8 protein-coding genes are annotated in these 22837 nt (G+C 72.9%); all 8 read right to left on the bottom strand.

Translation table 11 applies throughout. The features are described from left to right. Nucleotides 1-124: 124 nt before the first annotated feature. The gene (locus ACIRD3_RS39330) at nucleotides 125-1801 is read right to left on the bottom strand and encodes a SulP family inorganic anion transporter (RefSeq protein WP_402226664.1); all 1677 of its coding nucleotides are present in this window, start codon (nucleotides 1799-1801) and stop codon (nucleotides 125-127) included. Nucleotides 1802-2665: 864 nt separating this feature from the next. Beyond that, nucleotides 2666-4474, bottom strand: a complete 1809-nt coding sequence (locus tag ACIRD3_RS39325) for a hypothetical protein (RefSeq protein WP_402226663.1) — start codon at nucleotides 4472-4474, stop codon at nucleotides 2666-2668. Next, nucleotides 4467-9740 (bottom strand): hypothetical protein, encoded by a 5274-nt coding sequence (locus ACIRD3_RS39320; protein WP_402226660.1) that lies wholly within the window; start codon nucleotides 9738-9740, stop codon nucleotides 4467-4469. Before ACIRD3_RS39320 ends, ACIRD3_RS39325 begins: the two co-directional genes overlap by 8 nt. Next, nucleotides 9737-12949, bottom strand: a complete 3213-nt coding sequence (locus ACIRD3_RS39315; RefSeq protein ID WP_402226658.1) for a hypothetical protein — start codon at nucleotides 12947-12949, stop codon at nucleotides 9737-9739. Before ACIRD3_RS39315 ends, ACIRD3_RS39320 begins: the two co-directional genes overlap by 4 nt. Next, complete coding sequence (locus tag ACIRD3_RS39310) at nucleotides 12946-14121, bottom strand: Kelch repeat-containing protein (RefSeq protein ID WP_402226656.1); 1176 nt, start codon at nucleotides 14119-14121, stop codon at nucleotides 12946-12948. The genes ACIRD3_RS39315 and ACIRD3_RS39310 overlap by 4 nt, the downstream gene beginning before the upstream one ends. A 43-nt stretch (nucleotides 14122-14164) precedes the next feature. Then, the gene (locus tag ACIRD3_RS39305) at nucleotides 14165-18748 is read right to left on the bottom strand and encodes a DUF6603 domain-containing protein (protein ID WP_402226654.1); all 4584 of its coding nucleotides are present in this window, start codon (nucleotides 18746-18748) and stop codon (nucleotides 14165-14167) included. Further along, nucleotides 18745-20214 (bottom strand): hypothetical protein, encoded by a 1470-nt coding sequence (locus ACIRD3_RS39300; RefSeq protein WP_402226652.1) that lies wholly within the window; start codon nucleotides 20212-20214, stop codon nucleotides 18745-18747. Before ACIRD3_RS39300 ends, ACIRD3_RS39305 begins: the two co-directional genes overlap by 4 nt. Then, on the bottom strand, nucleotides 20211-22367 hold the full coding sequence (locus ACIRD3_RS39295; RefSeq protein WP_402226650.1) for a hypothetical protein: 2157 nt from the start codon (nucleotides 22365-22367) through the stop codon (nucleotides 20211-20213). Before ACIRD3_RS39295 ends, ACIRD3_RS39300 begins: the two co-directional genes overlap by 4 nt. Between the last annotated feature and the right edge of the window lie 470 nt (nucleotides 22368-22837).

The raw sequence follows: 22837 nt of genomic DNA, 5'->3' as shown, positions 1-22837 counted from the left end.
CCGTGGAACAGGCCTGGTTGTCGTTGTAGGCCCTCCTGCGGGCCTCGGCGACATGGGCGGTGGTCGATCGCGGCCGGGAAGCTGCAGGTGGTCGGCGCGTACTACCGCCTGGACTCCGGCCGGGTCACCTACGTCGCCTGACGGCCGGGTTCTTCGGCTGACGGCCGGACCGGGGCCGCCCCTTGCCGCCCGGTTCGGGCAGCACGCCCGCCAGGTGGCGCCGGGCGTGGCCGATGGCCTCGGGGGTCGCGGCGAACACCCGGTGCTCGGCGCGCAGGGCGTCGAGCACTCCGAGGGCGTCCAGCGTCCTCAGGTGGTCCTCGCGCGCGCCGGACACCAGGACGAGGATGCCGCGCCGTTCCAGGCCGGCGATGGCGTCCCCGAGCACCAGGGCGCCGGTGGCGTCGACGGCACTGACCCGCGACAGGCGCAGGATGACGGCCTTGACGTCGGTAGTCTCGGCGAGTTCGAGCAGGAAGCGGTGCGCGCCGGCGAAGAGGACCGGGCCGTCGATCCGGTAGGCGACGATGTGCTCGGCGAGCAGCGCCTGTTCCTCGGCGTGGTGGTCGGCCGGCGGCAGGCCCTCGTGCAGCGGCACCCTGGTGAGTGCGGCGGAGCGGGCGACCTGGCGCAGGGCCAGCGCACCGGCCACCAGCAGGCCGACGATGACGGCGGTGACCAGGTCGAAGGCCAGTGTCGCGCCCGCGGTCAGGACCAGGATCGCCGCCTCGCCCCGCCCCGCGCGGGCCAGCGCCCGCAGCGAGCCGACCTCGACCATGCGCACGGCGGTGGCGATCAGCACTCCGGCGAGCGCGGCCAGCGGGATGCCCGCCACCAGCGGGGCGGCGGCGAACACCACCACGGCCAGCACGGCCGCGTGGACGAGCGCGGCGAGGCGGGAGGCGGCGCCGGAGCGGACGTTGACGGCGGTACGGGCGATCGCGCCGGTCGCGGCGACGCCGCCGAACAGCGGGGCGAGCAGGTTGGCGATGCCCTGGCCGAACAGTTCGCGGTCGCTGTCGTGGCGCTCGGAAACGCTCATCGCGTCCGCCGCCGTGGCGGACATCAGCGACTCCAGGGCCGCGAGGGCGGCCACGGCGAGGGCGGCGGTGGCCAGGTGCGGGACCTCGCCGAGATGGAGGAAGCCGAGCGAGGGCGCGGGCAGCCCGGCAGGCAGGTGCCCGATCGTGGCCACGTCCAGGCCGGCCGCCCCCGTGGCCGCGGTGGCGGCGACCACCGCGAGCAGCGAGAACGGGATGCCCGGGCGCAGCCGCGCACCGATCAGCATCACCGCCGCCACCCCGGCCGCCAGGGCGAGGGCGGCGAGGTGCGGGGCCCGTACGAAGGCGGCGACCGCGTCCCGGGCGGCGACCACGACGTTCTCCGCGCCCGAGGCGTGCACGCCGAGCGCGGCGGGCACCTGCTGGAGGCCGATCACCCCGGCGATTCCCACGGTGAAACCTTCCACCACCGGGGCCGGTACGTACGCCATGAACCGGCCGACCCCGCCGAGCGCGGCGGCGACCAGCAGCACCCCGGACAGCAGCCCGACCGTCAGGACCCCGCTGGTGCCGTACTGGTGGACGATCGGGACCAGTACGACGGTCATCGCCCCGGTCGGCCCCGACACCTGCAGGTCGGAGCCGCCGAAGAAGGCGGCCAGCGCCCCGGCCACCACCGCGGTGGCGAGTCCGGCCTCGGCCCCCGCGCCGGAGGCCACCCCGAAGCCGAGCGCCAACGGCAGCGCGACGATCGCCACCGTCAGCCCCGCCACCAGGTCCTTGCGCGGCGAGCGGCCCATCGTCGCCATCGTCGTCCGGTTCGGCAGCACCGCGCGCAGCCGCTCCCCCGCCCGGCGGGCGACGGCCGTGAGCGGGGAAGCGGGCGCGAGGTCGTCGGAGGTCGCGCTCGTGCTCGGTGCGCCTGCCGTTCCGGCTCGCGAGACTCCTCGTCGAACACGTCGCTCATCGCCACTCTCCCCGGGCCGGCCGCGGTGGCGGCCGACCGCATCGGACCTCTCGACACAGGGGTGCAGCATCTATGAATGTGAAGAATTCTTCAACTTGCCATCACAGCGAGCCACGCTCGACGTCCGACCAGTCGACATTTCGGTGGCGGATTCGCCAAGGCCGTCATCACCGGCGCGGCGACGGCGCCCGCGCGCTCGTCACGACCGCCGGATCGGTGCAGGACCAGGGCCACCGCCTGCCGAACCCGCTGGTCGCAGCGACCACGGACGGGATCGATTGGCCGGACGACTCGCCGGCCCAGTAAGGAGACCGCAGAGCGGCAGCGGCCGGGTCGGCGCACGGGTGCGCCGACCCGGAGTCCGTTCGCGTCGCCACCCCCGCCAGCACGCGCGCGGCCCGTCTCGCCTCCGCCTCCACCCGCGGGCCCAGTCCCGGGGCGGGCCGCCCGCCCGGGGGCTCACGGAAGACAGCGACAGGAGGATGACCGGCGACCGGCGATAAGCCCATGGTCGGAGTGTTTCGCCAGGAACACCTCACGGGAAACCCTGAGGCCGGGATTCCGTTTCCGGCTGCTGCGCCGGGCCGCGCACTCTACGTGAGCACCAGCTGGTAGCCCGTCCGACGGGCCGCCTTCGTCACCGGGCCACCCCGGCCGAACCACCGCCCCCGACCGACCGACACCCCCGACCGACACCTCACGGCTGAGCAGTGTCGACCAGGGTGTCGAAGACCAGCCCGCTGGAGCCCTCGCCCCGGCCGACGCCGCGCTGGGCGCCTAGCCAGACGGAGACGCGCCCGTTGTACCAGCGGGTGCGGCGGTAGGCGAGGGCGAGGGTGGTCCCGGTCGGAGGCACTTCCTCCTCGTTGACGAAGTAGGGGTTCCCGGCGTCGATGCCCTGCCTGAGCAGGCTCGTGTGCGGCCGGACCGGTTTGCCGTCGATCACGCCGGGCATGGCGGCTCGCTGCAACCGGATGGCCCGGTCGCCGTCGGGGACGTGGACCGCGATGAACGGCACCCAGTTCTCCGGGACGACGCTCATCGCCTGGTACGCGATCGGCGCGCGGGGAGCGTCGGGCGCCGGGGTGGGCACGAAGCGCCGGCGGTGCGCGAGGATCTCGCCCACCACCTCGCTGCCCCGACGGCCCTCGCCGGTGGGCAGCGGGACGGTCTTCTCCACGCCCCAGACCATGTTGGCGTTCTCGTCGCGGATCAGCGCGATCTCCTCCAGCGGCGCTCCCTCGGCCACCTTCGGCACGGTCGGGGGGAGGAAGAAGCTCAGGTCGGCGGGAACGTCGGTGGTGCCGATCGTGTCCAGGGTGTACATCGACCAGCGCTGCCAGTCCTCGTCCTGGCCGGACCCGGCCGGGCTGATCCACCGCCGCTGCCCGAACACGTCGGTGACCGCCAGTCCCTGGATCGACGCGAGCACTCCGGCCGGAAGGTCACAGGGCAGCTGGTACCAGTCGTTGCTGTAGACGAGTGCGAATTCGAGGAAGACCAGCTTCGCCAGGTCGGTGCTGTCGGGTCGGACACCGGCGAAGTTGGTGCGTCCGTCCTCCACCGCCCACCAACGGGGTAGGGGCATGCCCGAGTACCGGACCGGTGCCGGGAAGACGGTCCGGTTGATGGGCGCGGGGGGCGGGGTCGTCCCGCCGAGCGGGGTTCCCGGGTCGACGGAGAACGCGTGCCAGTCCAGGTGGCCGCCGGGGAACTCCTGTGCGATCAGGACCTTCTCGGTGCCGGTCGGAGCAGCCGCGATCGAGAACCGGTGTTCGAGCCGGGTGGCATCCCAGGTCGCGTCCCCACTGGGCTGGTCGAACAGCTCGTCGAACCAGGCGACGAGTCGCGTACCCAGGCCATCGAGCTGCGCACGTGCCGGCCCCGAGACGGAGATGCCGTCCGAGGCCTTGCCGTTGTCCACCTTGAGGTGCCGGTAGAGCGCGTACCCGTCCATCCGACGGCCGGCGAAGGCCTGCAGGGTGGACCAGACCTGCTGGTCGGCCGTGCGCGGGGTGTCGGCGTCCACGTTCGGATCGGGCAGGGCGATCGGGTACTTGGCGATGAACGTCGGCCGCAGGTGCTTCAGGCCGAGTTGCGGGCCGAGGAGCTTCAGCCACCGCCGTCCGATGGCCAGGCGCAGGTCGAAGGAGACCGGATCCGGGCCGAAGGCGAACGGCAGCGCCCGTCGCTCGGCCACCGCCTCCAACGGCCTGTCGGCCGGCAGGGCTTCGGCCGCACCGGGTCCCGGCCGGAACCTGGACGGCACGGAGGTGGCCACGGAGTAGGTCGCGGTGACGGGCGAACCCGCGTCGGTGCCCCGGAACTCGCCGAGCTGCCACTGGCGCGTGAGCATCCAGAGGGGGTCGCGGACCTCGGCGCGCAGCGCACGCTCGAACGAGGTGGTGCGCGGACGGCCCTCCAGCCGGTTCCAGAGCCCCACGGTGGGGAACAGCCGCTGGTCGAGCGCGGCACGGAGGTCCTCGATACGGGTCGGCTCAGGCATCGGCTTTTCCTCGCAGGTTGGCGGTTGCGAGATCGGTGCTGATGGTGATCGGCCGCCGGGTCGCCGACATCACCGTCGCGGGCAGGAGTTGTGCGTAGGGGGTGGTGTCCAGGTGCGCGGGCTCGACGGCGCGGGTCTTCGCCAGGTCGAGGGTTTCGCCGACCGCGTGGAGCAGGTCGTCGGCGCTCCAGTGGCCGGTCTGCTGCGGCGGGACGACGAGGAGCATGGCCTGCGGAGGCTCGGAGTCCGGGCCGTTGTAGTGGAACGCGATCCCGGTGGTCTCCTGCCGTGCGGGGACGACTTCCGTCCACTCGTCGAGCAGCAGCCCGCAGTGCCGGTTGACGCCCAGCATCGGCTCGGGGGCGTAGTGCGCCGTGAAGAGCACCCGGTCCTCCTTGATCTCGGTGCACGCCGCGAACTCCATGCCCAGCCAGTGGTCGTCCGGACGGTACGGCAGTTGGACGGGCACCAGCTCCGGCTCCTCCCATCCGGGGAGGTCGCCCAGCAGCCCGCCCGGACCGCGCAGGGCGTCGGCGACGAGGACGGCCTGTTCCCACAGCCGTGGCTTCTCGCGCACGCGGGCGAGGCCGTGCACCCAGTCGTCGACCGGGAAGTCCCGGTGGAAGTCCTGGACCAGATGGCTCAGGAGCTGGTCCTTGTCGATGCGGGCCTTCTTCCAGTCCGTCTGGAGCTGGTCCGGCGCGGTGAATTCGGGCACGACGAGGAAGTCGGGGCCGAGCACCGCCTGCAGTGCCTCGGTCCCGGCCTGCACCCGGTCGGGGGCGGTCAGCGCCTGGTCGTACGCGGCCAGGGCCTTGTCGGCGGTGGCGAGCCTGCCGGTCACCTCGGTGAGCAGGGCACGCGCCCGGTCGAGCAGGTCGCGGGCGAAGGCGACGACCCGGTCCTGGAAGGGGGTCAGGTCGAGCCCGGCCGGGTCGAAGGTGCTCAGCGGCAGGAGCGCGGCCACGTCCGCGAGCAGCGCGCTGAGCGTCGTGTCCGGCGTTCTGGCGATGGCGCGCAGGGCCAGGAGCCGCGTGTTGAAGGCGGAGCGCTCCGAGCCGACGATCGTGCGCAGCTGCGCGGGCTGGGCCGGGCGGGGGCTGGTGGGCTTGGTGGTGAGCCGCCATTCCGCCTGCTGGAGCAGCCGGAACCGGTCGTCCGCCGTGGCCGAGCCGGGAAGCCGGTCGTACGCGGCGATCAGGGTGTCGGCGGCCGCGAGCGATGCGGCCATGCGGTCGGCGGTGGCCGCGACGGCCGTCAGCACGTCGCCGAAGACGGCTCCGCGCCACAGGGCCGCCTCGCCCCAGCCGCTGCGCGCCATGCCGAAGCCTCCTGCCGTCCGGGCCAGGTTGGCGTAGCCGGCCAGGAAGGTGTCGATGCCGGTGAGGAGGGCGGCCCGGTTGGGCTGGGCGGGCGGGTCGGGGAGGAGGGGGGCCAGCGAGGCGAGGTAGGCGGCGGTGTCCTGGCGCAGTTGGTCGAGGGAGGTGCGAACCGCAGCGGGCCGACTGCGGTCCAGGGTGACGGCGTCGTCCATGGTCCGGTCGACCGGCTGGCCGCTGCCGCCCGGGACCAGGTCGGTCGGTCGCAGCGGCCGTGACCGGATCAGGAGCGAGCGCAGTGCGCGGACGAGGGGCAGAACCTCGAAGAAGGTCAGCTTGCCGGAGATCCGCACGGTGTGACCGATCGTCAACTTCGCGTCGGGCCGCGGTTTTTCCTGGGCCACGACGAAGGCGACGATCCGGTCGTCCAGGTCGGTGAGCGTCGCCTCGTCCGACGGCACGCCCCACAGCATGTCGAGGGGCTGGAGCTGGAGATCGGCCTGGGTGACCACCCGGGTCCGGCGTGCCCCGGTGACCGGGTCCTGCCATTGCACGGTGGTGGCCACGTTCGCCGGGGGCGGCAGCAGCGTGGGCAGCCAGGCGTTGACCGCGGGCTCTCCCTGGGCTCGTGGCCCGCTGCCGGGGTTCGTCGCCGCACCGAACCCGGGGCCCAGGCCCGGGGTGAACATCAGGCCCAGCCGGTGGGTGAGCGTGACCCCGCTGCGGGGGGTGCGGACCACGTCCGGATCGGGCGGGAAGCCCTCCTTGGCGTACGCGTCGAGGGTCGCCGACGCCCGTTCCGGGTTCCCGCGGAGGGTCTGGTGGGTGGCTTCGGCGACGGCGAGGTCGGACAGCGCGTCATGGAGGGCGAGCAGGTGCTGCACTTCAGCGTTCATCGCCTGCTGCTCGGCGTCGGTCGCGGTGGGCAGGTCGGCGACGCCGAAGGGGTAGTCGGGGTGGGCGGGTTCCCGGGTCGCCGTGCGGACGAGGGCCAGTCCGTCGACGACGTTGCGTGCCTCGACCAGTTCGACCGGGGTGCCCGGTGCGGCGTTCGAGAGTTTTCCGGAGCGCAGCGGGAACGCCCCGCGCAGCGCCGGCAGGAACTTGTCCAGTTCGACCCCGGGGTGCCCCTCGTGCAGGCCGCGTTCGAACCGGTAGCCCAGCATGGCGCCCAGCGACTGGCCCTGCCGGAGTCCGTCCAGCAGGGTGAGGGCGGTCCGGACGCGGTCGGAGCTGAGGTTGACGGCGAAGCAGCCGGGGTTCTCACGGGAGCCGTTGGCGAGGTATCCGGCCCTCAGGACGGCCGCGGTGGTGGCCTGGGCGGGCGACGGGGCGTGGATGTAGCCGCCGTTGTCGGGGTCCTTCAGCAGCGCCTGGGAACCGCTCGGGGTGAACAGCGCCCCGAGGCTGCCCGTCAGGTGGACGGGGGTGTGTGTTCCGGGGTCGGGCCTGACGTCCTCCAGCCATCCGTACGCTCCGAGGTGCAGCCCGCGGCGCGCCGGGGACGTGCCGTCGGCTCCGTACCGCAGGCCGGCCAGGCGTTCGTTGGCCAGGCCGAGCCGCCAGGCGTCCAGGCGGTAGGTCGCGCAGTCCAGGTGCTCGGCCAGGACGCGTTCCAGCCGGGCGGTGGGCAGGTCGGCGAGCAGCCGCAGGGCGGAGACCTGCTCGGCGAGTTGCCGGGCGGCGGGGTGGGTGGACAGTACGCCCGGAATGTAGTCGACGACGAGCTGAGACGGGTCGTGGGTGATGTCGGGGTCGGGGGCGTAGAGCTTCCGGTAGCGGCTCTCGCTGGGCAGGGGCGGCTGGGTGGTGCGGATGTGAATGAACAACGGGTCCGCGGCCGACACCGTCTCGCCCACCGCGGCGGCCAGCCCGCGCGCGGTCTGTTCCCAGCCGAGCAGCACCGCGTGCCGCAGGAGCAGGTAGAGCACGGCCGCCGGGGGCCGGTCGTCGGTGAAGCCCTTCTCCAGACGGACGGTCTCCAGGTCGCGGGCCGCGTTGTCGGCGAGCCACTGCAGGTAGTTGCGTCCGTCGGGGAGGTAGGGCCGGACCTTCCTGCTCTCCGAGAGCGGCTGGTCGTCGACGAGGGGGCCGAGCAGCGGGTACTGCTCCTCGGTGAACAGGCGGCGGATGATGGCCGGGTCGACGGCGGGCTGCCCCGGCGGGGCGAGCCGGTGCAGGAGGGCGCGGATCGGCTGCGGCATGCGGAGCAGGTCCTCCAGCGCCGGCAGCACCTTCGGGCCGTTGCTGCTGAAGTTCTCGCGGTTGTAGATGTCCTCGACGCTCTGTGCGTAGCGCTGGTGGTACTCGGCCGAGGTGGGGTGCAGGGCGAGGATGTCGAGCAGCTGCTGGTGCGGATCGGCCGGCGCCGTCCCGGACGGGGTGGGCTTGCCCAGGTAGGTCACCTGGGCGGTGGCGGTCCTCCAGTCGTCGGCGGCTGCGGACAGCAGGGCGCCCAGGGCCCGCCGGCGGGCGGCGGTGTCGGGCCAGGTGAGGCGGGAGAAGGCCGTCGTCGGCAGGATGCCGTACGGCTGGCGTCCGATCCTGACGGCGGGGACGGGGCCGCGTCCGGAGACGTACCGGACGAAGAAGTCCCGGACGTCGCTCACGGTCTGGTCCGGGACCGTCGGGTGCAGCATGGTCTGCAGGTAGGAGCCCCAGGTGGCGGGCCACAGGGCGAGGTTCGCGGCCCGGGCCTCGCGCTGGTCGGTGCCGTCGGCGCCCGCCACCCCCGCCATGGTGGCGGGGTCGATGCCGAGGAGGTCGGCGAACCACTGGCCGTCCGTCCTGGTCGTCCAGTCGTCGGCCGTCGCCGTCGCCGTGGCCGTGGCCGTGGGGGCGGACGCGGAGCGCAGCACCGCGGCGGACACGGCGCGCGGGTCCTGTCCCGCGGGTGTCTCCTCGCTGTTGTTGGTCGGGGTGCCCTGCGGCAGCAGGGTGAGGCCGGCCTGGCTGCGCAGCTGGCGGGTGAGCAGGTCGGCGAGGTCGGCGGCCGTCTGGTCGGCGGCGCTGTTCTCCCGCAGGCCGAGGACGACGATCCGGTCGACGCCGCCCCGGAAGCTGTCCTGCAGCGGTACCCGCACGGCCATGCCGACCCCGACCGCGGCGTCGAACTCGGTCAGCCAGCGCAGCGCGGTGGGGACGAACAGCTCCCCGGTCTGCTCGTTGACCTTGGGCTTCTCGGCGGAGCCGGGGTCCGGTCCGACGTCCAGCGCGGCCGGCACGGGCGCACCGGGGACGGAGAACACCTGGGAGGTGCCGACGTAACCGGTCACGGTGAACCGGTCGGGCAGCAGCCGGGCCCGCGGGGCCCGGGTCCAGGACCGCGACGAGACGTCCGTGGCGGCGGGCGGCGGCAGCACGAGGAACGCCACCAGGACGATGTTCCCGGTCGCCGTCGCCGCACCGTCGATCCCGACCGGTCGGCTCCTGCGGATGGCGTCGGCTCGGGTGGCTCCCACCGCCGCCAGCAGGGCCCCGTCGGCCGCGGCGAGTTTCGGCCGGTCTCCGTGGGCCTGCCACACGGCGGTCCAGTACGTGACCGTGGGCTGGCGGTCGGCCGCGGCGACGGGCTGCGGGGTGACGACCACCAGGATGGTGGTGGCGGGGTCCACGCCGGTGGGCTGGTCCGTCGGGTCGGCGGGGCGCCGCTTCTGGATCAGCCAGCTCGCCCGCCCGGCCGGCACCCTCGCCGTCAGCTCCTGCCACGCGGACTGTTCGGCGGGCGCGTTGCCCCCGGCTCGCCACAGCGCGGTCCAGTAGGCGTCGACCGCGCCGATCTCCGCCGGGCTGGGGAGGGGCTCGAACGACTCCACCGACCATTCGTCGGGGAAGATCCGCACGAGCAGTTCGTCGGCGGTGAAGCGGGTCTCGACGCGGACCGGTCCGAGCAGGACCGGGAAGTCGTCGCTGAGCGGCAGCGCCGCGGTCGAGTGAGGGGTGGTCACGGCAGCATCTCCTGTGCGTGGACGGCCATCAGCACCGGCGCCTGGAAGAGGATGTAGGCGACGTCGGAAGAGCTCAGTCCCGCGTGCCACAGCGGCAGGGACAGGTCCTCGATGTGCTGGTCGTGCTTCTCGACGTCGTCCTCCGGCTGGTCGAACTCGCGCAGGACGACGGGTGTGGTGTTCTCGTCGAGCCTGATGAACCCGGTGGCCGCGGGGTCGATGTCCGGCCAGGAGAGATCGTTCCAGACCTCGACCCGGGGCGGGTCGGCGTCGGGTGCGACGTCCGCGCCGAACCGGGGCTCCCCCGGTCGTTCCTTGATGACGAAGAACCAGCCCGCGCTGCCCGCCGGTTCCGTTCCCTTGGCCTCCGGGGACGTGAGGTCGAAGCCGAGCAGGTAGATGTCCGGTTCGACCTTCGCCTCGTACAGCGGAAGCCGGATCTCGTCGTGCGAGGGGTTCGCCTCGTCGACGAGGTCGACGGGTACGCGTTCCTTGTCGGGGTCGGGCTGTCCGTCGGTGAGTTGCCAGGCGGCCCGGTGGGCGTAGACCGCCGCGTTGGGGTACTTCTTCAGCAGCTCGCCGCGGATGACCAGCACCAGCTCGTTCTTCTGCTCGGTCTCGCGGTTGTTGTGCGCGCCCAGCTTGGACTGCCGGGTCCAGGTGGCGATCGGCGGGATGTCGTACAGCCGTTCGCGCCGTTCCCCGGCGCTCTCGCCCGGCAGGGCGGGCACCGAGCGGACGTCCCAGAACTGGCGGAAGGGGGTGCCCCGCTGGTCGGTAGGGTATTCGCGCCACAGCAGCTCACAGGCCATCTCGTGGTTGAGCCCGACCAGGTAGGCCTCGATGAACTCCTGGTCCGTCTCCAGCAGGCTGATCGAGTTGGGCGGGACGCGGTTGATGTTCGGCATGAACAGGTCCACCGACAGGTCGAGCAGTGCCTGGTACACGGGCAGGTCCAGGACCGGATAGGCCATGGCTTCGAGGAACTGCTCGGCGAAGGGCGTCAGTCGCTCGGGCAGCCGGAGGGAGCTGAGCAGGCTCCGGGGCACGGTGCCGTCCGGCCGCAGTCCGGCCAGCGTCGCCGTCGTGGTGCCGGGGACGTTCAGGGCGTGGCGTCCGTCGCTCCGGCCGCCCAGTCCGGCGTCCGCGTAGCCCTGGTAGATCTCGTGCAGCGCCTGCTTGAAGGACTGCGCCTCGGGGCTGTCGGAACCGCCCGGAGAAGGGATGAACGTGTCCCCGGGGAGCGTCAGGACGAAATCGTGGCTCGTGGGCAGCTGGTCGACCGGGTCGGTCCCGGGGGCCGTGGCGGTGGCGGCCGGGATCGGGGGCGGGGGCGGGGTCGGGTGGAGCACCTGGTCGAGCCGGGTGGGCGTGATCACGGAGGCCGGTCGCACCTTGGGGGGTGCGGCCGTGACGGCTCCGGTGTCCGCGTCCATCTTGGGGATCAGGGCCTCCGGCGGCTGGTCCGCGGTGAACTTCAGTCCGCGCACGAGCCGTGAACCGGGCCGGGTGAGGCGGCGCATCGGCGCGGACGCCGGGGCGGCGGCGACCCTGCTCCCCGACAGGTGGAAGCCGACCGCGACCTGTTCGGCGCTTCCTGCCGATCGTCCGCCCGCCGGTCCCGCGTCCTGCGTGGTCGTCACGACCCGGGGGTGGGACGGCGCGGTCAGGGTGAGCGCCCGCCCGGAGGCGGGGGTCCGCGCCAGGGCCGCGGCCGGCGGTTCCAGGTGCTTGTTCTGCAGGACGGTGCCCACCTCGCGGGCCAGCTGCGCGGCGCGGATGCGGGCGTTGGCGGCCAGCACCTCGCCGACCTGGGCCCAGGCGGCCTGCATGAACTCCTCCTGCCGCTTCTGCACCACCTGGGCCCCGAGGCCGGCCGCCACCCGGAACCTGGGGTCGAGGTTGAGCCGGTGCACCCAGTTGCGCTGGTCGGCGACCGGGCTGCCGTCGCGTTCGGTCAGCAGGCGCGAGGCCGGTGCGTGCCAGCGTCCGTACAGCGGCGGGGTGATCACCGGGTCTCCGGCGCCGACGCTCGGCGCGGCGAGCGTGGTCGCCAGGGCGTGGTGGGCGGCGGCCGGAGCCTGGGTGAGGTAGTCGTCGGCCAGGTTGATCAGACCGGCCAGAGCCTGCTGGAACGGGTGCGGGTAGTGGAATCCGAGCCGCTGGAGGTCGTCCCAGTTGTCGTAGTCGTCGCTCGGACGCTCCGGCTGCTGCAGCGCTCCGCCGAGCTTGAGGATGCCTGCGAGCCCCGTGGGCACGGTGATGCCGGGCAGTCCGGGCCCCGCCGACCGGTGCACGTCGAGGTCCCGTCGGCCGACACTGGGGTCCAGTTTGGGCACCGGGTCCAGCAGCCGGACCAGGTACTCGAAGTCGCCCGCACTGCCGGTGGAGAAGAACCAGCGGTGGTAGTACGGCAGTTGGCCCACGGCCTGCTGGCCGTTGTACGCCTTCCCCCAGCTGGGGTGGAGGGCGCCCGGCGCGGCGGCCGGGTCCAGCCCGAGGCCGGCGAGGCGTCCGGTCTCGAAGGCGGGGACGAGGAAGGCGTGGTAGGCGGTGTTCGGGTTCAGCCGGCGCGGGCACAGCAGCCGGGCGCACACGTGGTCGGCGTTGCTGCGCAGCACCTGGGCGAGTGCGGGCAGCACGCCGCCCATGTCCTCGGAGACGACGGGTGTGTCGAGCGCTCCGTTGACGTGGACGTGTGACCAGGCGCCCAGCTGCTCGGGCGGCGGCAGCACGCTCTGGTTGCCCACGGCGATGTACGGCAGTGGCCGGCCGGCGGCCCTGCCGTCGGTGAACTCGGCGCCATCGGTGGAGCGGGAGTCGGGCCCCGCCGCGAGCACGACCAGTGCCAGCCAGGGCCGGAGCCGGCGGGTGGCGGCGTCGGGGGCGGCGGGGCTGTAGCGCCAGGGGAAGTCCTCGTCCTGGAACTCGATGTGGGCGAGGTAGTTGGGTTCCATGTTGGTGATCCAGGACCGCGGCTCGGTGCGCGAGACGGCGCGCGGATCGATCCCGATGACGTCGCCGGGGCCGTAGATCTGCACGGTGCGCTGCACGTCGCGGCTGAGCGGCCCCGCACCGGCGCCGTCCTCCCCGGTGACCCGCAGCGTGACCGGGACGCTCGCCCGGACGGCGGTCCCGGGGTCGGTGGTGATCCTGGTGGCGATGCCGGACCGGAGCCAGGGCAGGAACGTGTAGCCGTTGGCCGTCACGCGGTGACCGCCGCGGCCAGGTCGAAGAACTCCGCCTTGACGGTCAGTTCCTGGGCGTCCGGGCCGGCCGCGGCCTGTCCGGAGCGCACGACGCCTCCGGCGACCAGCACCAGTCTGTCCGTCAGGGGTGCGGCGGCGAACGCGAACCGGCCGGTGGCCAGCCCGGCCGCCGTGCTCCAGCTGCGGGTGGTGGCGTCGAAGAGGGCCGCGCTCGCGAAGCCGACGTCGTCTCCTCCGCCGTCGCCCCCTCCCACGACCAGGACCTGCGTCGCGCCGAGGGGGACGGCGCGGTGCAGGGCACGGCCGCCGGGCATGTCCGGTACGGCCGTCCACGTGCCGGTGTCCTGGCTGTACAGTTCCGCCCCGGCCCGGCTGAACGGGTCGAAGGTGCCGTCGCCGGGACCGCCCGGCGCCCGCCCGCCGGTGACGAGCACCGCGGCTCCGGCGGAGAGCACGGTGGCCTGGTGCTCGGCGCGGGGGGCGAGGAGGGCACCGGTCGGGCTCCAGGTGCCGGCGGTGGGGTCGAAGAGTTCGCAGTACGCGAGTGCGGCGTCCTCGTCGCGGGCCGTGGGCAGGGTGCCGCCGACGACCAGCACCCGGCCGTTGGCCAGCACGACCGCCGGGTGCCCGCTGCGGGCGTCGGTCATCGGCGCCGCGTCCGTCCAGGTGCCGGTGGCCGGGTCGAACAGCTCGGCGGAGTTCAGGGCCTTGACCGACTGGGCGGAGCGGATCGTCGTACCGCCCGCGACGAGGACCTTGGTGCCGACGAGGACGGCGCTGTGTCCCCAGCGCGCGGTGCGCATGCTCCCGGTGCTGGTCCAGGTGCCCGTCGCCGGGTCGTAGATCTCCGCCGCGGCCAGGCCGGGGGCCGGGAACTGGGCGGTCCCGCTGATGCCGCCGGCGACCAGGACCTTGCCGTCGGGAAGTTTGGTCGCGGTGTGCAGTCGGCGGGGCGTCTGCAGGCTGCCGGTGGCGGTCCAGGCTTTGGTGGTGTGGTCGTAGACGGCGGCGCGGGCGAGGGCTGCGGCCGATCCGTCGGACCCGCCCATGACGAGGACCTTGGAGCCGGACAGCACGATCGCGTTGTCGTGCCGGCCGTACCAGCCTGCGGCTGCGGGCAGGTCGCCGGTTGCCGTCCACTTCCCGGTCGCCGCCACGAGGGTACTGGTCATGGGCGCGAAACCCTTCGTCGTCGATGCGTTGCTGTCGATGCGTTCACGGGGTGAAGATCTCGGCGGTGTCCGTCAGGACGTCCACGCCGGCGGGTGCCGCCGTGCCGGCCGTGACGCGGCCGCCGGTGGCGAGGACCCGTCCGTCAGAGAGCACCAGGGCGGTGAAGTCCCAGCGGCCGGTGGCCAGTCCGCCGCTCGGGGACCACGTGTCGGCGGCGGGGTCGTAGGTGACCGTGCTGCGGAATCCCGCGTGGTCGCCCGGTGCGCCGGCCCCACCGAGGACGAGGACCTTGCCGGTGGACAGCAGCACGGCCCGGTGCCGGCTGCGCCCGCCGGGCATGGCAGCGGCCGGGGTCCACTGACCGGTGGTGGGGTCGTAGAGCTCGGCGCCGGCCAGGCCGGCGGCGCGGTATCTGCCGCGGGGACGGCCGGTGGGCGCGTCACCGCCGGTGACCAGGACTCGGCCGTCGGGCAGGAGGGTCGCCTGGTGGCCGGCGCGTGCGGTGGTGAGACTGCCGGTGGGCGTCCAGGTGTCGGTGCCGGGGTCGTACAGCTCGCAGTAGGCGAGGGCCGCGGGGCCGCGGCCGGTGGACACCGTGCCGCCGACGACCAGGACGGAGCCGTTCCTCAGTGCCACCGCCTGGTGCCCGGTGCGGGCGTCCGTCATCGGTTTGACGGCGCTCCAGGTGCCGGTGGCGGGGTCGAACAGCTCGGCGGCGGCCAGGGCGACGGGTTCCTGTCCGCGGGTGCCGGTGCCGCCCGCGACGAGGACGTGCCGGGAGGCGAGGAGCGTGACGGAGTGCCCGTACCGGGGGGTCCTCATGGTCCCGGTAAGCGTCGACCAGGTCCCGGCGACGGGGTCGTATGTCTCGGCGGACTTCAGGGCCGTGCCGTCCGCGCCGAGCCCGCCGACGGCCAGGACGGCGCCGCTGCCCAGCCTGACCAGGCCGTGCCGGCGGCGGCCGGTGCGCAGCCGGTCCGCCTGGGTCCAGGCGCCGGTGACCGGGTCGAACAGGAGGCTGTCGCTCCGTGCGCCCCCGGTCCCGTCCATGCCGCCGGCCAGCAGGACCCGGCCCGTCGTCAGCAGGACGGCGGTGTCGGTGGCCGTGTCGGCCGCGAGGGCTGCCGGGAGGTTGGCCGCGCCCGTCCATCCGCCGGAGGCGGCCGGGGTACCGACGGTCTCCGACTCGGGGAGGACGTGCAGGGTGCCCTGCCGGCGCGGGTCGGCGTCCTCCATCGCGGCGAGCGCGTCGGCCGCGGCGGCCTGGCTGAGGTATCCGGCCGGGGCGTCGGCGAAGGCGAGCGTGCCGGACGAGAACGCCCGCCGGTTGTTGCGCCGGTACGCGACGACGTAGCGCGGGCCGGTCACCCGCAGGGTGTCGTCGGCGAACGGCTGGCGCAGGGTCGCCTCGTGCTGGGAGAGCGAGGACCGGCCGGTGCTGCTGCCGCCGAGCAGCTGCTGGAACACGGCCGGGCTGACGGCGTAGAGCCGCTTGGCCGGCGCCGGCGCGGGCGGGTCCGGGATGCGGGCCCGCCCTTCGGCCCTGAGGGCTGCGGGGCGGCGCCTGCCGTCGATCACGATCATCTCGTACCGGGCGCTGCGCCGTGCGGCTCGGGCCGAGGCGAGCGCCCCCTGGACGGGGGCCAGCTCCAGCCCGGCGTCCTGGTCCTCGTAGGCGGGGCGGCTCAGTTTCGCCGCGTCGTCCATGTCCTGGAACTGGGCCATGGCGAACCGCTCGGTGGTGAGCGAGGCCTGCACCAGGCCGCTGTCCGGGGCCGGGCCGACGGCGAAGCGGTGTCCGGCGAGCGGCCGCTGGGCTCCGACCCGGTCCAGGCGCACGTTCAGCGGGATCACCCGCTGGCGGATGAACAGCGTGCCGAGCGGGTGCAGGACCAGCGTGTCCGTGCCGGGCAGCGTGCGCAGGTTGACCAGTGCCTGGGTGCCGCCGGTGGGCAGCTCGGTCCGCCAGCCCTCCACCTTGCCGATCTCGTCGGCGAGCAGGGCGAGGGCGTCGACCGGAGGCAGCGTGGGGTTGTGGCTGTCGCCCCAGGTCAGGTCGAAGTTCGCGGAGATCTCGAAGAAGAGCAGCGAGATCGATCCGCGGCCGTGGGCCCGCCAGGGCGCGGGGCCCTCCAGCTGGAGCTGGAGGTGGACGCCGAAGACGCCGACGCCGAAGGCCTTCAGGGTGAGGTCGACGGCGATGGCGATGGTGAAGGCGAACGGGGAGAACCGGAACAGGGCGTCGAAGGCCAGGTGCCCCTGGAGGCCGAAGTCGTCGAAGCCCAGGACGAGTTCGGCCTGGGCGCCGAACTGCACGGTGTTGCTGGTGACCGCGAAGTAGCCGCTGACCCGGATCCGGGCGAAGGGCTGGTTGATGATGTCGACGGAGATGCGCGGCGGGACGGGGAAGGGCAGCGGGGGCGGGCGGAACGACGGATGGAAGCCGCCGACGGACAGGACGAGCTCTCCCCCGCCCCAGCCGACGAGCAGGCCCATCCCGCCCTCGATGGTCATCATCAGGATCCGCGACTCGAACAACTGGGCGTAGAACCACAGCCGTTGCTTGTCGAACTCGATCGCTCCGACGAACTCGACCTGGAGGACCAGGAGGGGCAGCTCCTCGGCGGGCAGGACGCAGCGCAGGACGCCGAGGATGGCGATGTTCCCGGGAATCTCGACGATGACGCCGAGGGAGACGCTGATCAGGGTGGGGGTGCCCCAGCCGATCTTGGCCATCGGACCGACCAGGAACGTCCCCTGCCGAGGGGGGAAGAAGGCGCGCAGGTCGCTGAGGATGCGCGGGGCGTTGGCCACCACGTCCTTGGGGAACATCACCGACTCGATGGCGCCGGTGCGGACGCCTTCCGTCAGGGCGGTCAGGTTCATGGCGCGGTTGAGGCCGAGCAGCCCGCCGACCGCGAGCAGGGTGAACCCGTACCCCAGCTGCAGGCCGATCCCGCCGAACTCGGCCGTCAGCACCAGCAGCAGGGAGAAGCCCGTGGTGCCGTCGGGCATCCGGGTCGAGATGAGTCCGATCGCCTTGACGTCGATGAATCCGGCCAGGCGCAGCGCCAGGGCCCCGGCGTACTCGCCACGGGCCGGGTCGTAGCTCAGGAAGCCGCCGCCGCTGACGAATTGGAGGTCGAGGGCGAGGCCGGCGCCCGTGGGGGGCCGGAAGTCCGGGCGGACGTCGACCGGCCCGAGGTTGCCCTTGCCGAGCGGGGCGAGGACGAGGGGGATGTCGGTGCCCAGGCCCTGGACGACGGCCGTGATGGGGCCGAGGCTCCCCTTGACGTCGGCGGTCAGGCCGAGGGCGAAGGTGCTGTCCTTGATGCCCACGGTCAGGGTGAGCGCGCTGAGGTCGACCGGGCCCAGCCCGACGTGGGAGGCCAGTTGGATCTCCAGGCCTCCGCTGCCCTCGAAGCGCAGGCCGTCGGCCACCGTGAACCGGGCGCCCAGCTCGAAGCTGCTCTCGATGCGCACGTCCTTCAGCAGGGTCGCGAGGAAGCCGTCGCCGTCGCTGCCGAGGGTGATGAGGACCTTGCCGCGCTGGAGCTGGAGGCCGAGTCCGATGTCGAGGCTGCCGTCCGGCCGGGCCTGCAGGCGCACGGTGGAGTCGACCTGCTCGACCGACACCCGGCTGCCGCCGGGGAGCGACAGCAGCAGCAGCGGATCGTCCGGTGTGCGGCGGTAGCTGTGGGCGACCTCGGCCGTCGCCGAGACGGCCGTACCCGGCGGGGGCTCGACCTTGGAGGTGCCGGGCCGCATGACGAGCGTGGTTCCGGCCGGCACGTCCGCGTCCAGGCTCACCGTGAGCGTCCAGGCCGCGTCGGACTGCTCCAGCGTGCCCTTGGCCAGGCCGGTCGGCAGGGCGAGGGCGATGCCGTGCGCCGGGAGGTCGGTGCGCGGCGCGAGGACCGCGAACACCAGGTCGAGGGTGGGGGGTGTGGCGGTGGTGTCCAGGAGCGAGGGCAGCCCGGCGTGGGCGGCCAGCCGGTCGAGCACGGTGAGGATCTTCAGGCCGTCGAAGCCCGGCGTGCCCCAGTCGTACAGGGCGCCCAGCTGCGCCAGTGGATTCTGCAGCCACCCTCCGATGCGCTCCAGGTGCAGGGTGTTCTCGGTGAAGAACGGCTTCTGCGGATCGAACAGGCCGGTGTTGTGGTCCGTGCGCACCAGGACGCCGGAGAATTCGAGGAGTTCGTCGACGCCCTGGCCGCCCGCGAGGTGTTTGACGAGCAGCAGGTTGAACAGTCGTTCCGGCAGGTTCGGGAGGATCTGGTCGGCGCCCGGCAGGTTCAGCGCGGCCAGCGCGGTCCTGAGCCCGTCGAATCCGGAGACGACCGTGTTGATCTGACCGCCGATCTGCACCAGCTGCCGCAGCACGTCGCCCCACTGTTCCGCGGCGATCGCGGTTTGCAGGGTGTCGAGCAGTTCGGTCAGGAATCCGACGGCGCCGGTGGTGCTGCCCAGGGCCGGAGCGAGCGCCGCCGCCTGGGCGTCGGTCAGCGGAAGACCCACTTCGGCGAGGAACTGCTGGGCGCCCTGCTGGCTCAGGCCGGTCAGCGGGGACAGCAGGGTGCAGAGCTGGCCGGCCAGGGCCTCCAGCGTGCCGCGCCGGCCCGTCATGACCGGCTCCCCCGACCGGCGAGCGCCCCGGGCGCGTCGTGCAGGGTGTCCACCGACAGCAGCGCGTCGATGATCCGCCGTCCGTAGCGTTCCAGGTCCCGGCGCAGCGGCGGGCTGGCGTGCCGGATGATCAACGGCAGCATGCCGTCGGCCAGTTGGGCACGGCTGACGCCGTTGATGCGGTCGGGGATCGGATGCCCGGGCAGCTCGGCGCCCCGCACGCAGTGGTGGAAGAAGGCCGGCCCCTGCAGGGCGTGCCAGGTCGCGGCCACCTCGCGCACCGAGGTCAACAGCCCTCGCACCTCCTTCTGGTGCTGCGGGATCTTCCCCAGCAGGAGCCGGCCGAGCACGCTGGTACGCAGGTGCGTCCGCAGATCCTCCGCGGTGCGCCGCCGGGTCAGGTCGGCAGCGGCCGCGGGCCCGCGCAGCAGGAGGGGGGACGGACTTCCGGCACTGGGGACGGTGCCCGACCATCCCTGGTCGGCCGCCGGAATCGTCACCTTGAGCTTGCTGAGCACCTTGGCGATGGGGGTGGCGATCGCGAGGTTGCCGATGCTGGCGAACTCGATGGCGCTGCGGTCGAGCTTGAAGAACTCGTCGATCGGGCCGGCGCGGATGATCATGGCGATGATCATGTTGTCCTGGTTGATCACCATGCTGCCCGAGTCACCGCCTTCGAAGGTCAGTTCCTCGCCGTTGCGATAACCGTCGTCCAGCGACTGGCCGGGAACGGGGCTCGGCCTGGGCAGGATCATGAATTGGTTCACGTTCGCCTTCGACCCGCTCCGGTGGTCGCTGGGATCGGACATCCCGACCGTGAAGACGAGCGGGTCGGGGTCGTCCTGGGTGGCCGGGTGGCTGAGCATCGTGCCGAATTTCAGCCGGCCGTTGACGGCGTTGTAGATCCGTACGTACTGCTGGTTGCTCGGCAAAGTACCCAGTGGGGGCCCCGGGACGATGCCGTGCCCGTCGGTCACGGCCCCCTTGAGGGGAATGGTGGTCGTCGAGCCGCCGATGTCGACCTGCCAGGCGTTGTGGAACTTCACACCGGGGTCGAGTCCCGCCATCGCGCAATCGAACTCGCTGGCATGGCCGTTCACCACGGTTCCCATGACCCGGACCTTCGCCGGAATCCAGTTGAAGCCGCCGGTCCACGTTCCGTCATGGTAGCCGCCCACCCATTCGTTGCCCTCGGCTGGCTGGGCCTTGACGTTCCGGTCGAAGACGGGCGTACCGATCCGTACGCCGCCGGAACAGCAACTGCTGTACTTCGGTGTGTAGACGGCGAGGTCGTCGATGATCCGGAAGCCCGGAAACAGGACGTGGGAGCAGCTCAGCAGGACGGTCTTGCCACTGCTGTCCTGCGCGAAGCAGCCGAGGGAGCCCTCTCCCTCGTTGTGGTTGGTCTCGATACTGGCGCCGGCCGTGACGAAGGGCGCGTCGGCGGTCTGGAGCGCGGACGTCATACGGACTCCTCGGGTCGCGGTGCGTCCTGGGTGGCGCCGCCGGGCCGGAGCGCCCCCACGGGATCGACGCCGAGGTGGTGCAGCAGGGGCTCGGCCGGGCAGGCGACGCCGTCACCGGCGGCAGTGGCGCCCCACAGCAGGCCGAGCAGATTCCCCCGGTCGTCCAGGAGCGGGGCGCCCGAGTCACCCGGCGCCGAGAAGGCCCGGCTCGGATCCCGGGACGCGACCAGCAGCTGACCCGGGGCGGTCCATTCACGCCCGTCGATGAAGGGGCGGTCCGGGTAGGCCACATCGAGCACGGTGCCCTGCGTCAGGCCGGTGGCCGCGCCCCTCTTGTGCACCGCGACGCCGGGTTCCGCCCGTCCGGCCGCGGTGGGCCAGGCGCCCGCGAGCGTGTCGCGCAACCATGCGGGCCGGTCCGCGGCGTCGTCCAGCTCGATGAGCCCGCCGTCCACGAAGCAGTCCCGCCCGGCGAACTCCACCAGTCCCAGGTGCCCGTGCCGGGCGCGGCCGAGCAGGACCGGCTCGGCGACGTCATCGGGGTCGATCGAGGGGGGCAGGGCCCACACCGGGTCGCCCTCCTCCGCTCCGGCTCCGAAGACGACGTGATGGCTTGCCAGGAGGTACGTGACGCCCCGTGGGTCGCGGACCAGAGCGCCGGCCACGCCGGGCACCCCGCGCGAGTTCACGACGCGTACGGCGGCCGGAGGCGTGGCGGGCGCCGGCTCCTGGAGGAGGTCGAGGATGGACGTGGTGCGTCCGGCGAGGTCGAGCACCCGCTCCTGGTGTTCCGCGATGTCGGCGCGCAGGGAGGCGCTGCCCTCGGCGAGGAGCACATCCCGCATGGCCTGCAGCGCCTGGAGCGGAGTGACACCGTCGACCGCGGCGGGCAGCGGCCACCGCGGCTGGTCGGCGGTGTTCAGGGCGATGTTGACGAAGGCGGGGCCCTTGCATCGGTGCCAGGTCACCATCACCCGGCGGTTGTGGTGCACCAGGTGGCGCACCTCGTGCATGTGGCGGCGGACCAGTGCTCCCAGCCGGGCGCCGAGTTCGCTGCCCTCCACCGCCGCCCAGGCGGTCCGGACGGCCGGCCAGTCCACGGGCCGTTCGCGGGTGATGGGCATGCCGGGCACCGCGACGGCGCGGCCCGCGGAAGTCAGCGCGGGCGGGAGCGGTTCCACCTGCAGGAGCCTGAGCACCGGGTCGATGAAGAGGACGTGGGACCGGCCGATCAGGATTTCGACGGGCTCGGTCTGCCCGACCACGAAGATCTCCCGCTTGATGCCGCTGGTGAGGATGCCGACGATCTTGCCGCCGCCGTCGACGACCGGTGCACCCGAGTCTCCCGGCTGGGAGAACTGCGCACCCTTGACCACGAGCGTGGGACTGCTGGCGGAACCTCCGGGCTTGACGACCAGTCCCGAGTCGGCGGCGAGCTTCGCCGCGATGGAGTTCGGGGTGCTGGTGGGGTCGTCGACCAGATACCGCGCCATGTCCAGCTTGTACTCCTGGACCGACTGTTGGCCCGCCAAGGCCACCACCTGGACCTCGAACAGCCAGGCCTGCCCGGTGATCTGGCCACCACCGGACGCCTCCGCGATCGGCACCTGCCGCAGCGCCATGATCTTGCCCGTGGTGAGGCCGGTCTTCGCACCGTACTTCCGCACCGCGATCTGGCGTTCCGGCGGCAGGTCCCCCGCGGTCGGTTGGGCGCTGGAGAGTGAGAACTCGGAGACGAGGTCGCGGACGGCGGAGATTTTCCCGATCTTCGGCACATCGTTCGTCGCCTCGGTCTTGAGGTCCAGGTCGACGAGCGCGGCGTCCACGGCGAAGTTGACCTGGCCGATCTTGATCATGTTCTGGATGGACTCGGTCCGGAGCCGCGGCAGCGTCTCGGGCACGACGGTCCCGATCGGGTTGCTGCATTCGGAGCCACAGCACGTGCTCAACTCGGGCGAGTACACCTGCTTGGATTCCTTCGGCGCATCGTCCAGCCCTCGCATGCCGAGGACGTGGCCGCAGGTGAGGACGTACCGGCCCTGTCCCCCGGTCTTGCGGACGATCAGCCCGGCGGAGCCCGTGCCGAACAGGCCGACCTTGCCCCGTGTCAGCTGCTCGCCCGCACGGACGTCGGGTTTGCTGGAATGCGGCACGACGCGTTCGCCCGTCCGGCCGTCCAGGTGGGAGCACCTGCTCGGGGGCGCCCAGGGGATCATCTACGCCCTCGCAGAGTGCTGGACCGATCACATTTGGTAACCGCCATATTTCACGGCCACCCGCTTCGGCGCACAAGCCCCTGTCCGGGTGAAGTGGGCCGCCCACCGCTACTTCGGCGGGGTCAGGGCTGGTCGGCGGGGCAGGGTGCGCAGGAGGGTCAGGATGGTGTGGCGGACGGCGACGGTGAGGTCGGTGACCAGGCGGTTGCCGGCCGCATCCTCAGAACGCCTCCACCAGACCACCCGCGGCCTCGCCCTGCTGTACGTCCTCGCCCCCTTCGGCGAACAGGCGGCGCTCCCCGCCGACGTCGAGCTAAAGCTTGTTGCAGAAGGGCGGAGACAGGGCATTTCTGCTGTATGGGTGGGGTGCTGCGGGCTGAGCCGGTGTGGGTGGAGACGTTCACGGG

Source organism: Kitasatospora sp. NPDC093550 (assembly GCF_044764985.1).
Taxonomy (GTDB): Bacteria; Actinomycetota; Actinomycetes; order Streptomycetales; family Streptomycetaceae; genus Kitasatospora.
Note: the sequence above shows the minus strand (reverse complement) of the source record. Positions and strands in the feature narration are given on the sequence as shown.